We start from the raw sequence: 12,246 nt of genomic DNA, 5'->3' as shown, positions 1-12,246 counted from the left end.
GGACGACCCTGCACGGCCCCTCCCCAACGGGAGGTACTCGGTTCGGGCCAGCCCGGGGGCGCGAAGCCGCCGCCCGGTGGGACGCGGGGGCGCCAGCCCCGCTTTCGCGGGCTCCGCGGCGAAGCCACCGGAGTAGCCGGGGGTGTGGGGGCGTCAGCCCCCACGTACCCTCCCCCTCCCCGCCAGGGGGCCTGGGGGCAGTGCCCCCAGTCTCGGGAAGGGGCGGGGTGGGGGAGAAAGACCCGCCCGCACCTCGCGTACCCCTCCGCCAGGGGCCGCCGCACGCCCCCGAGTGCGGGAAACCCCCCGCCACCACGCCCCCCGTGCCCCCTGAACTCGGGCATACCCCTTCTGGCCGGCTTCTCAGCGCCGCCTCAGGCTGCTCTCATGTACGGCCCCCAGAGTCATCCCCATGACGGACTATTACCGCTACCCGCAGCCTGAGCCACAGCCGGAGCCGTACGACACCGGCGCCTACCTTCCGCCCCCACTCCACCCCCCCGCGCCCCCGCCCCCACCGCACCGTGCCAAGGCCAAGCGGCCCGTCGCGCTCATCGTCGCCGTTGCCGTCGCAGCCGCGGTCATCGGCGGCGGAGCCTCCGCGCTCGTCGGGCAGTTCGTCGGCGGCGACAAGAGCAGCGGTACCGGCGTGACCGGCACCAATGTGTCGCGGAGCAGCACCGGCACAGTCTCCGGCGTCGCCCAGGCCGTCTCGCCGAGCATCGTGGAGATCAGCGCGACCTCCTCCGCCGGGCAGTCCACCGGCTCCGGCGTGATCATCACCGCCGACGGTGAGGTCATCACCAACAACCACGTCGTCTCCGGCGCCGACACCGTCAAGGTGAAGCTCAGCGACGGCAAGACGTACACCGCCAAGGTGGTCGGCACCGACCCCGACAAGGATCTCGCTCTCATCAAGCTGCAGGGCGCGACAGGCCTCAAGGCGGCTTCCCTCGGCGCCTCCAGCAAGGTCAAGGTCGGCGACGAGGTCGTCGCGATCGGCTCGCCCGAGGGCCTGACCGGCACCGTCACCAGCGGGATCGTCTCCGCGCTCAACCGCGATGTGACCGTCGCGAAGGACCAGGACCAAGGCCGGCAGCAACAGCAGGACGGCGGCTGGCCCTTCGAATTCGGCGGGCAGCAGTTCAACGGCGACACCGGCGACTCCAAGACCACCTACAAGGCCATCCAGACCGACGCCTCGCTCAACCCCGGCAACTCCGGCGGCGCGCTCATCAACATGAACGGCGAGATCATCGGCATCAACTCCGCGATGTACTCGCCCAGTTCGGCCACCGGCTCCACCGCCGGCAGCGTCGGCCTCGGCTTCGCCATCCCCATCGACACCGTCAAGGCCGACCTCGACGACCTGCGCTCCGGCGGCAACAGCTGACCCCGTGCGAGGCTGAAACCATGACTACCCCCCGTGAAGGCGACCGCATCCTCATCGTCGACGACGAGCCCGCCGTCCGTGAGGCGCTCCAGCGCTCGCTCGCCTTCGAGGGGTACGGGACCGAGGTCGCCGTCGACGGCGTGGACGCCCTCGCCCGGGCGGAGGCGTACGCGCCCGATCTGATCGTGCTCGACATCCAGATGCCCCGGATGGACGGCCTGACCGCGGCCCGGCGGCTGCGCGCCGCCGGGTCGACGACGCCGATCCTGATGCTGACCGCGCGGGACACGGTCGGCGACCGGGTCACCGGGCTGGACGCGGGCGCCGACGACTATCTGGTCAAGCCCTTCGAGCTGGACGAGCTGTTCGCCCGGATCCGCGCGCTGCTGCGGCGCAGCTCGTACGCGACGACCGCGGGCGCGGCTCCCGACGACGACGTGCTGGCCTTCGCCGATCTGCGGATGGACCTGGCGACGCGCGAGGTCCACCGCGGCACGCGCCGGGTGGAGCTGACTCGTACGGAGTTCACGCTGCTGGAGATGTTTCTCGCGCATCCGCGCCAGGTGCTGACCCGGGAGCAGATCCTCAAGGCGGTCTGGGGCTTCGACTTCGAGCCCAGTTCGAATTCGCTGGATGTGTATGTGATGTATCTGCGACGCAAGACGGAGGCGGCCGGCGAGCCGCGCCTGGTCCACACGGTGCGCGGCGTGGGGTACGCGCTGCGGTCGGGCGGCCCGGAGTGATGAGAAGGTTCCGTGCGCTGCCCCTGCGGTCGCGGCTGGCGCTGCTGGTGGCGGTCGCGGTGGCGGTCGCGGTCGCGGCCGTATCCACCACCTGCTGGTTCGTCGTGCGCGGCAAGCTGTACGACGAGATCGACTCCAAGCTGAAAGCCGCGAGCGCGCCCTTGCAGGGCGAGGAAATCGCCGCCGCGTTGCGCAGCTGTTCCCAGACCCCCGCCGCGCGGACCGGCTACGGCCCCAAGCCCGTCTTCTACCTCCAGCTCGTCCAAGCCGGCAGCGGCAAACCGTGCGTCGCCGCCGGCTCCGCCGGCACCGTCCAGGTCGACAGCAGTGACCAGGAGGTGGCGCGGAACGCGGACCCGACCGTCTGGACGTTGCGCAACGGCCAGGACACCGAAGGGAAGGATGTCCGCGTACTCACCGCCGCGGCCGTCGTCCAGGGCCCGGCGAGCGGGGTCGTGACGGACACCGCGGTGATGATCGCGTACCCGCTCAAGGAGACCGAGGGCACCCTCAACGATCTGGCGCTCCTGCTGCTCGTCGTGTCCGGCGTCGGCGTCCTGGGCGCGGGCGCGGCCGGGCTGTGGGTCGCGCGGGCCGGGCTCAAACCGGTCGACCGGCTCACCGGGGCGGTCGAGCATGTCGCCCGCACCGAGGATCTGACCGTACGCATCCCGGTCGAGGGCGAGGACGAGATCGCCCGGCTGTCCCGCTCCTTCAACTCGATGACCGCCGCGCTCGCCTCCTCCCGGGACCGGCAGGCGCAGCTGATCGCGGACGCCGGGCACGAGCTGCGTACGCCGCTGACCTCGCTGCGTACGAATATCGAACTGCTGGCCCGCAGCGAGGAGACGGGCCGGGCGATCCCGCCCGCGGACCGTACGGCGCTGATGGCCTCGGTCAAGGCGCAGATGACCGAACTGGCGGCCCTCATCGGTGACTTGCAGGAGCTGTCGCGGCCCGACGCGGTGGACCGGGGACCGCTGAAGGTGGTCGCCCTGCACGAGATCGCCGAGGCAGCGCTGGAGCGGGCCCGGCTGCGCGGGCCCGAGCTGACCTTCGCGGCGGACCTGGCGCCCTGGTACGTACGGGCGGAGCCGGCCGCGCTGGTGCGGGCGCTGGTCAACGTCCTGGACAACTCGGTGAAGTTCTCGCCGCCGGGCGGGACGGTCGAGGTGGCTCTCAAGGGCGGCGAGCTGACGGTACGGGACCACGGTCCCGGCATCCCCGCCGATGAACTCCCGTACGTCTTCGAGCGGTTCTGGCGCTCGCCGTCGGCGCGGAGTCTGCCCGGCTCCGGTCTTGGGCTGTCGATCGTGGCCCGTACGGTCCAGCAGTCGGGCGGCGAGGTTTCGATCGAGCCCGCTGCCGGCGGCGGTACGCGCGCGGTGATCCGGCTGCCGGGCGCGGCGACGCCACCGCCCGCCTAGCCCTGACGCCGACCGGCGCGCCGCCTAGTTGTGCCGCAGGAGCGAATCGACGAGTCCCGAGCGGGTGTTGGGGTAGTCCATCGGCACAATGCCGAGGCCCCTCCAGCCGCTCGCCTCGGAGCCGTTGACGAAGGAATGGACCCTCGGGTTGAGGTTGTCGGAGTTCCAGCGCGGCGGCAGGTACGCGGAGGTGCTGACGAAGTTGATGAACAGCTTTCCGGGCTGCTGGGACGCCTTGCGGAACTGTGCCTCGATCTTGGGGTACTTGGCGTTCGGCGCGGCGTTCCAGTCGTCCTGGATGTCGAACACCGCGCTGTCCCACCATTTGACGCCGGGCAGTCCGCCGTTGTCGGCGATGAGGACGACCTTGCCGCGGGCCTCGCCCAGCGACGGCAGCCCGTCGCCGATGCGGAACAGCGGACGCCAGCCCTTGCCGTCGAGGTAGGTGTCGAAAACGCGGCGGAAGGTCGCGTCGCTCTCCTCCGAGTACTCCTGCTTGACGCGCATGAGGACCGTCTCGGACGGGTGGGCGTTCAGGAAGTCCCGGCAGGCGATGAGCACATCGCCGAACATCAGGTTCTGGTAGTACGCCCCGTGGTGGATGGCGAAGGAGTCCCCGGTGACCCGGCAGCGGACGTCCAGGAAGCGGATGCCGCTGTTCAACTGGTTGGCGATGGTGGTGTTCTGGCACTCCGTCCAGAGTCCGCCGAAGCGCGCGCCCGAGTCGTGTGTGCCGGGGATCGTCAGCCTCGCGAGGGTGGTGCTGTCCGCGGAGCCCGCCATCCAGTCCTGCGCGGACAGGGTGCGGCGAGGTGCGGCGAAGGCGGGGGGTGCGCCGATGAGGGCGGTTGCGGAGACGGCTGCCGCGCCCGCGAGAAAGCTCCGTCGGTCCATGGTCCGGGATTATGGCGTGGTCACGTCAAGAAGCGCCAGGGTCAGGACTGGCCAGTAACCAACGGCTGAATCAAGCCTCGTCCGTGAACGCCGGGGTGGACGCCGGTGGTGAACGCCGGGGTGAACGCCGGGGTGAACGCCAGTGGGGCGAACGCCAGTGGGGCGGCAGCCCCGTGGCCCGCCGCCCCACCGTCCCGCCGCGTACCGCTACTTCACGACGGTGATCCGGCCCGTCGCCGGCGGCGCGAGCGGCGCGCTCGCGCTGGAGTGCGCGGCCAGATAGGCGTTGAGGATGTCCAGGTCGGACGCACCGACCAGCTTGTTCTTGTGCTCCTTCAGGACGGCGAAACCATCGCCGCCGCCCGCCAGGAACTCATTCATCGCGACCCGGTAGGTCTTCGCCGGGTCGATCGCCTCGCCCTTCAGTTTGACCGAGCCGGCCACGATCCTCTCGGCTCCGGTCTTCGTCAGATCCAGGGTGTAGGTGAAGCCGTCAGACACCTGGAGGATCTTCGGGGAAGCCTGGTTCACGCCACTGACCTGCTGCTGGAGTGCAGTGATCAACTGGGCGCCGGTCAGGTCGACGACGGTCATCATGTTGGTGAACGGCTGCACGGTGAACGCCTCGCCGTAGGTGACGACACCGTCGCCCTCACTGCCGGACGCCTTGTGGACGAGGCCCGCGCGGATTCCGCCCGGGTTCATCAGCGCGAGCTGCGCCCCGCCCTTGTCCGCCGGGGCGAGACCCTCCAGCTGCGCGTCCGCGATCAGATTGCCGAGCGGCTTCTCGGGCGCGTCGAAGGGGTTCTCGATGTCGGCGGAGATATAGCCGACGGGCCGGCTCGCGACCGGCGCGGCCAGCGTGTTCCAGCGCGCGATCAGCGAGGTCATGTCCTCGGCCCTCGGCACGTCGCGGGTGACGACGTGGTTCGCGGAGGCGACGGCCGTACGGACGATGTCCTTGGTGCGACGGTCGTAGGTGAGCGTCGTGTCGGTGTACAGCTTGCCGAACGAGGCCGCCGATGTGACCGTACGCGGCCGGCCAGACGGGTCCGGGATGGTGCACGCGTACGCCTGGTGGGTGTGGCCGGTGACCAGGGCGTCGACCTGCGGGCTGATCTTCTTGGCGATGTCGACGATCGGGCCGGAGACACCGTCGCCGGGGCCCGGGCTGTCGCAGTTGTAGTTGTACGAGGAGGAGGCCGGCGCGCCGCCCTCGTGGATCAGGGCGACGATCGACTTGACGCCCTTGCGCTCCAGCACCTTGGTGTACTTGTTGATCGTCTCGACCTCGTCGCCGAACGTGAGGCCCTTGACGCCCTCGGCGCTGACGATGTTCGGCGTGCCCTCCAGGGTCACCCCGATGAAGCCGATCTTGACCCCGTCCTTCTTCCAGATGAAGTACGGATCGAGCAGCGGCCTGCCGGTCTTGTCGTTCGCCACATTCGCGGCGAGGTACGGGAAGTCCGCGCCCCTGAACTTCCTGCCCTTCTCGAAGCAGCCGGCGGTGGGGTGACAGCCGCCGTTCTGTATCCGGGCGAGTTCCTTGGCGCCCTCGTCGAACTCGTGGTTGCCGACGGAGGAGACATCGAGCTTCAGCGCGTTCAGCGCCTCGATGGTCGGCTCGTCGTGGAAGAGCCCGGAGAGCAGCGGCGATGCGCCGATCATGTCACCGGCCGCGGCGGTCACCGAGTACTTATTACCCTCGCGGGCCTGGCGCAGGTGCGTGGCGAGGTACTCGGCGCCGCCCGCATTGATCTTCTCGGTGGTGCCGTCCGGGCGGGTGTGGGTGACCTGACCGGCCGAGCCGGCGGGCGGCTCCAGGTTTCCGTGCAGGTCGTTGAAGGACAGCAGCTGCACGTCGACGGTGCGCGGCTTGTGGTGACGGTCGCCGCTGCTCCCCTCGTCGACGGCGGCACCGGCCGGCATCGCGGCGAAGAGCGCGCCGACGGTGGCCAGTCCGGCGGCCGCGGCGAGAACCCGACGGCTCCGGCGGGCCGCACGGTGTTTGTTCGGTGTCGCTGACATCTGTCCCCTTGTCAGTTCAGCGTGGCGTGAGGGTTGCGAGCGGCAGCCTAGAGTCAACGCGCGTAGCGCGACAGGGGGGTAGGGGTTACGACCTGGTTGCCTTTGTTCGTCATCGGGTGGTTCCTCGCGTATCACCCGAACGCAGGGCCCCTCCCGTATCGCCGACAACGTGCTGTCCAGCCGTACCCTCGTCCCATGAGCATTGATGCTGTGATTCCGGAGCCCGGCCGGCAGATCGAGACCGTTGACGAGCTCAGCCCCGAGCAGGCTCAGGCCGTGCTCGGCATGCTCGGCGAGGCCGCCCGCGCGGACGGGATGCAGGCCGTCTCCGAGCAGGGGCGGCTGCAGCTGCGCGGCGGAAAGCGGGAGGGCGTACGGCATCTCCTGCTCACCGTCGGCGGCGAGCTGATCGGGTACGCGCAGCTGGAGGACACCGACCCCATCGAGGCTCCGGCCGCCGAGCTCGTCGTGCACCCCGCGCATCGCGGGCGCGGCCACGGGAGGGCGCTCGGCAGCGCGTTGCTGGGAGCGTCCGGGAAGCGGCTGCGGGTGTGGGCGCACGGCGGGAAGTCCGCAGCGCGGCATCTGGCGCAGGTGCTCGGGCTCACCCTCTTCCGTGAACTGCGCCAGCTGCGGCGGCGGTTGAGCCCGCTGGACATTCCCGAGCCGGTGTTCCCGGCGGGCGTCACGGTGCGCAGCTTCGTGCCCGGCCAGGACGACGCGGCCTGGCTCGCCGTGAACGCCGCCGCCTTCGCGCACCACCCCGAGCAGGGCTCCATCACCCAGCGGGACCTCGACGACCGCAAGGCCGAGCCGTGGTTCGACCCCAAGGGCTTCTTCCTGGCCGAGCGGGGCGGGGAGCTCATCGGCTTCCACTGGACGAAGGTGCACGCCGCGGAGCACCTCGGCGAGGTGTACGTCATCGGCATCCGGCCCGACGCGCAGGGCGGCGGCCTCGGCAAGGCGCTGACCGCGATCGGGCTGCGGTATCTCGCCGCGCATGGGGTGCCGACCGCGATGCTCTACGTCGACGCGGACAATACGGCTGCGCTGCGGGTGTACGAAGGCCTCGGCTTCGTCACGCACGAGGTGGACCTGATGTACCGCACCGAGTCCTGACGGACCGCCCCCGGGCGGCCACTGCTCGGTAACGCATCGGGACCGGCATCGCGCCGGCTCTTGCCGACGCCGACGCCGCCGCCCCATTCTGGCTGCGGCGCGCGCGCACACCGCCCGAGCAGGGCCCGCACAGGGCCGCACAGAGCCCCATACGCCGTACAGGACCCCCCGCGACCGACCCCGGGGGGTCCCGCCACGCTTCCCCTCACGTCATGTCGTCGTTACCGGGCATTCAGACGCCCTTGCGACCCTCACTCAATGCAGCCCGCTGGACCCGCCTCCCCGAACGGGAAGCTCCCCCTCACCCCAGCCCTCTCCGACGCGCCCGTCATGCCCTCGAGGCGGAAGAATGGGTTCATGAGCCAGCAGCCCGCCGAGGTACCGGTCCAGCATCCCCAGCCGTCCGTCGGTTCCATAGCCGCGCACCGGCCGCACACCGTCGCCGCCACGGTCTCCGACCTGGAACCCGATCTCGACGCCGACCTCGACTCGTACGAGGAAGATCACGAGGGAGACGGCGCCGAACTGCCCCAGGGGCGGTTCCTCGACCGCGAGCGCAGCTGGCTCGCGTTCAACGAGCGCGTCCTGGAGCTCGCCGAGGACCCGGCCACCCCGCTCCTCGAACGGGCCAACTTCCTGGCAATCTTCGCGTCCAACCTGGACGAGTTCTTCATGGTCCGCGTCGCCGGCCTGAAGCGCCGCATCGCGACCGGTGTCGCCACCCGGTCCGCGTCCGGCCTGCAGCCCCGCGAAGTGCTGGACCTGATCTGGAACCGCTCCCGCGAGCTCATGGCCCGGCACGCCGCCTGCTACCAGCAGGACATCGCCCCGGCGCTCGCCGAAGAGGACATCCACCTCATCCGCTGGCCGGACCTCACCGAGAAGGAGCAGGCGCGCCTGTTCACTCTCTTCCGGCAGCAGATCTTCCCGGTCCTGACCCCGCTGGCCGTGGACCCCGCGCACCCCTTCCCGTACATCTCGGGCCTCTCGCTGAACCTCGCCGTGGTGGTACGGAACCCGGTCAGCGGCCACCGCCACTTCGCCCGCGTCAAGGTCCCGCCGCTCCTGTCCCGCTTCCTGGAGGCCTCCCCGCAGCGGTACGTCCCCCTCGAGGACGTCATCGCCGCGCACCTCGAAGAGCTCTTCCCCGGCATGGAGGTGCTCGCGCACCACATGTTCCGGGTGACCAGGAACGAGGACCTGGAGGTCGAGGAGGACGACGCCGAGAACCTTCTGCAGGCCCTGGAGAAGGAGCTCATGCGGCGCCGCTTCGGCCCGCCCGTGCGGCTCGAGGTCGAGGAGTCCATCGACCCGTACGTCCTGGACCTGCTGGTCCGCGAGCTGAAGATGTCCGACGCCGAGCTCTTCCCGCTGCCCGGGCCGCTCGACCTGACCGGCCTCTTCGGGATCGCGGCCCTGGACCGGCCCGAGCTGAAGTACCCGAAGTTCGTCGCCGGCACCCACCGGGACCTCGCCGAGGTCGAGTCGGCATCCGCGCCCGACATCTTCATGGCGCTGCGCGAGCGCGACGTGCTGCTGCACCATCCGTACGACTCGTTCTCGACGTCCGTCCAGGCATTCCTGGAGCAGGCCGCGGCCGACCCGGACGTGCTGGCGATCAAGCAGACGCTGTACCGCACCAGCGGCGACTCCCCGATAGTGGACGCGCTGATCGACGCCGCCGAGTCGGGCAAGCAGGTCCTCGTACTCGTAGAGATCAAGGCCCGCTTCGACGAGCAGGCCAACATCAAGTGGGCGCGGAAGCTGGAGGAGTCCGGCTGCCATGTCGTCTACGGGCTCGTCGGGCTGAAGACCCACTGCAAGCTGTCGCTCGTGGTCCGCCAGGAGGGCGAGACGCTGCGCCGCTACTCCCACGTCGGGACCGGCAACTACCACCCGAAGACCGCCAGGCTGTACGAGGACCTGGGGCTGCTGACCGCGGACCCGCAGGTCGGCGCCGACCTCTCGGACCTGTTCAACCGGCTGTCGGGATACTCCCGCCGCGAGACCTACCGCCGACTCCTGGTCGCCCCCAAGTCCCTCCGCGACGGCCTGATTTCGCGAATAAACAAGGAAGCCGCACACCACCGGGCCGGCCGGCCCGGCTACGTCCGCTTCAAGGTCAACTCGATGGTGGACGAGGCGGTCATCGACGCCTGCTACCGAGCCGCCATGGAGGGTGTGCCGGTGGACATCTGGGTGCGCGGCATCTGCGCGATACGCCCCGGAGTCTCCGGCCTCTCCGAGAACATCCGGGTGCGCTCGATCCTCGGCCGCTTCCTGGAGCACTCCCGGATCTTCGCCTTCGGCAACGGCGGCGAGCCCGAAGTGTGGTTCGGCAGCGCCGACATGATGCACCGCAACCTCGACCGCCGTATCGAGGCTCTGGTCCGGGTCACCGACCCGGCCCACCGCGCGGCACTGACCCGTCTCCTGGAGAACGGCATGTCCGACACCACGTCCTCCTGGCACCTCGGCCCGGACGGCGCCTGGACCCGGCATGCGACGGACCCGGAAGGCCAGCTGCTGCGGAATCTACAGGAGATGCTCATAGACGCCCGGAGGCGCCGGCGTGCACAGCCCTGATCTCTCCCGGCCTGACGCTGCCGCCGTCCCGGCCGGTGCCCCCACCGCGGGCACGGCCGGCGAAGCGCTGGCCCGGTACCTCCATGCGCAGGCAGGTGGCTTCCTGCGCAGTCTGCGACTGCACAGCGAGAGCGGCGCGGACACGGCGGGCGTGGGGGAGGCCGCCGCCGCGCTGCGTCAGGTGTCCCGCCGTATCAGCGGGACGCTGCACACCTTCCGGCCGCTGCTCGACCCCGCCTGGGCGGACGATCTGCGCACCGAACTGGCCTGGCTCTCCGCGACGCTGGCCCAGGAACATGCCTGCACCTCGCGGCTCGGGCGGCTGCTCGACGCGCTGGCACGGCTGTCGGGGGCGATTCCGCTGCCGCCGGCGAGGGGGGAATCGCGCACGCCAAGCCCCAGCGACCGGGCCGTCGCTCCGGGCGAACGCGGCCTGTCGGCCGGTCCCGGCGCACCCGTACCGACCGGTCCCGGCTCCGGCTCCGTTACGTCGGCCGGCTCCGGCTGCGGCTCCGGCTCCGGCTGCGGCTCCGGCTCCGGCTCCGGCTCCGGCTCCGGCTCCGGCTCCGGCTCCGGCTCCGGCTCCGGCTCCGGCGATCTTGGCAGCCCCGCCGACGCCGACGGCCCCGTCAGCCCGGCCGGCAGCGCGGACGCTCCGCGCGCCACCGGTTCCCTGACCGTGGGGGCCGCGCGGGCAGGCGCCCTGCTGGAGCGGCAGCTCACCCTCGCCCGGACCCGGGCCCACTCCGCCGCGCTCCAGGCCCTCGGCTCCTCCCGCTTCCACGCGGTCGCCGACTCCGTCGCCGTACTGGCATCCGAACTGCCGCTCGGCCCGATGGCCGGCGCCCCGGCCTCCGAGGCCCTGGCGCTGCCCGTGGAGCTCGCCGAGCGGCGGCTGCTGGAAGCGGTGGCCGCGCTACCGCTGGGCCGGGCCGCTCACCCGTACAACGCGGAGGCCCTGGTGCACGGCCTCGCCACCACATCGGCCGGGGAGGCGCAGGACGCCCCCTGGCACCAGGTGCGGCTGCTGCTGCGGCTGCACCGGTACGCACAGGAGGTGCTGCACCCGGAGGCGGACCCGGTGCTGCGCCACGCGGGCCTGGTCCTCGACCGTCACCGCGACGCGGCCGAGGCCGCCGCTGCCGCCGCAAACGCTGCCCGCACTCCACGCATCGCCCCGGCCACCGCGTACGCCCTGGGGGTGCTCCACGCCGACCAGCGGCACGAGGTGGAGGCCGCCCGGTTCGCCTTCCAGCAGGTGTGGCAGAGGGCCACGGCGGTGACGGCCCCATGAGCGGGGCCCCGACGATGGGGGACGACACGGTACTGGCCGCGGGCTGTGTGCTCTGGCGGCGTTCCCCGCACAGCGACGAGGGCATCGAGATCTGCCTCGTACACCGGCCCAAGTACGACGACTGGTCGTTCCCGAAAGGCAAACTGAAGCGCGGCGAGTATGCCCTAGCCGGCGCGGTGCGCGAGGTGCTGGAGGAGACGGGGCACCAGTGCGTGCCGGGAGCCCGGCTGCCCACCGCGTACTACATTGCGAATGGACGTCCGAAGCAGGTCAGCTACTGGGCGGCTGAAGCGACGACGGGTTCGTTCGCCCCCAACGAGGAGGTGGACCGCATCCTGTGGCTGCCTCCTGCTGCTGCGCGCGACCTCCTGACCCAGGACAGGGACAAAGAGCTGGTCTCCGCCCTCCTCAACGCCCTTCACCTGACCAGGGAGGGGCTGTGATGGCGGCACAAGAAGAGCGGGGCTGGAACGATCGGCTCGCCTCATCTGCCCAGCCCGGCATACCTGGACGGTGTAATGCCCTACACCGGCGGACGGACGCCTAGTTTGTGGGCAGGGTCCAGGACGGTCCGGCCAGTTCGCGGTACCGGACACTCTGGTGGGCGGGAGTGATCGTGAGGGCAAAGCCCTCGCGGGCAGGGGCCAGCCATGGGCGGTCGCGCCACGTTACGTGTAACGAACACACTGTAACCTTGGTGCACTACGTCCAGTAATGTCATGCTATTTGTCACAGCCGAAGGTCAAGTTGCAGCCGCGGGGG

At 70.8% G+C, this 12,246-nt stretch carries 9 protein-coding genes; 7 read left to right on the top strand and 2 right to left on the bottom strand.

All coding sequences use genetic code 11. The annotated features are described in order from the left end of the window. The first annotated feature begins 412 nt into the window (after window positions 1-412). The 3 genes from QFZ67_RS20795 to QFZ67_RS20785 are packed head-to-tail and all read left to right on the top strand — an operon-like array spanning window position 413 to window position 3,563. Complete coding sequence (locus QFZ67_RS20795; RefSeq protein WP_307662577.1) at window positions 413-1,393, top strand: S1C family serine protease; 981 nt, start codon at window positions 413-415, stop codon at window positions 1,391-1,393. 20 nt (window positions 1,394-1,413) lie between these two features. Then, the gene (locus QFZ67_RS20790) at window positions 1,414-2,136 is read left to right on the top strand and encodes a response regulator transcription factor (protein WP_215095113.1); all 723 of its coding nucleotides are present in this window, start codon (window positions 1,414-1,416) and stop codon (window positions 2,134-2,136) included. Further along, window positions 2,136-3,563 carry a cell wall metabolism sensor histidine kinase WalK gene (locus QFZ67_RS20785; RefSeq protein WP_307662576.1) on the top strand — a complete coding sequence of 476 codons (1,428 nt, stop codon included), beginning with the start codon at window positions 2,136-2,138 and terminating at the stop codon, window positions 3,561-3,563. Before QFZ67_RS20790 ends, QFZ67_RS20785 begins: the two co-directional genes overlap by 1 nt. Window positions 3,564-3,587: 24 nt before the next feature. Here the strand turns inward: QFZ67_RS20785 and QFZ67_RS20780 are convergent, their stop codons facing one another. Both QFZ67_RS20780 and QFZ67_RS20775 read right to left on the bottom strand, forming a co-directional pair. Next, on the bottom strand, window positions 3,588-4,457 hold the full coding sequence (locus tag QFZ67_RS20780) for a phosphatidylinositol-specific phospholipase C (protein ID WP_307662575.1): 870 nt from the start codon (window positions 4,455-4,457) through the stop codon (window positions 3,588-3,590). Window positions 4,458-4,664: 207 nt separating this feature from the next. After that, window positions 4,665-6,485 (bottom strand): bifunctional UDP-sugar hydrolase/5'-nucleotidase, encoded by a 1,821-nt coding sequence (locus QFZ67_RS20775; RefSeq protein WP_307662574.1) that lies wholly within the window; start codon window positions 6,483-6,485, stop codon window positions 4,665-4,667. 195 nt (window positions 6,486-6,680) lie between these two features. Here QFZ67_RS20775 and mshD point away from each other — a divergent pair, with 195 nt between their 5' ends. The 4 genes from mshD (at window position 6,681) to QFZ67_RS20755 (ending at window position 11,927) form a co-directional block, all read left to right on the top strand. Continuing rightward, the gene (mshD, locus tag QFZ67_RS20770) at window positions 6,681-7,604 is read left to right on the top strand and encodes a mycothiol synthase (protein ID WP_307662573.1); all 924 of its coding nucleotides are present in this window, start codon (window positions 6,681-6,683) and stop codon (window positions 7,602-7,604) included. Between the two features lie 357 nt (window positions 7,605-7,961). Then, window positions 7,962-10,190, top strand: a complete 2,229-nt coding sequence (locus QFZ67_RS20765; protein ID WP_307662572.1) for an RNA degradosome polyphosphate kinase — start codon at window positions 7,962-7,964, stop codon at window positions 10,188-10,190. Beyond that, window positions 10,177-11,484 carry a CHAD domain-containing protein gene (locus tag QFZ67_RS20760; RefSeq protein ID WP_307662571.1) on the top strand — a complete coding sequence of 436 codons (1,308 nt, stop codon included), beginning with the start codon at window positions 10,177-10,179 and terminating at the stop codon, window positions 11,482-11,484. Before QFZ67_RS20765 ends, QFZ67_RS20760 begins: the two co-directional genes overlap by 14 nt. Next, window positions 11,481-11,927 carry an NUDIX hydrolase gene (locus QFZ67_RS20755; RefSeq protein ID WP_307662570.1) on the top strand — a complete coding sequence of 149 codons (447 nt, stop codon included), beginning with the start codon at window positions 11,481-11,483 and terminating at the stop codon, window positions 11,925-11,927. Before QFZ67_RS20760 ends, QFZ67_RS20755 begins: the two co-directional genes overlap by 4 nt. Window positions 11,928-12,246: the final 319 nt, after the last annotated feature.

Source organism: Streptomyces sp. V1I1 (genome assembly GCF_030817355.1).
Classification (GTDB): domain Bacteria; phylum Actinomycetota; class Actinomycetes; order Streptomycetales; family Streptomycetaceae; genus Streptomyces.
The sequence above is the reverse complement of the archived record's forward strand: the minus strand, read 5'-3'. Positions and strand labels throughout refer to the sequence as shown.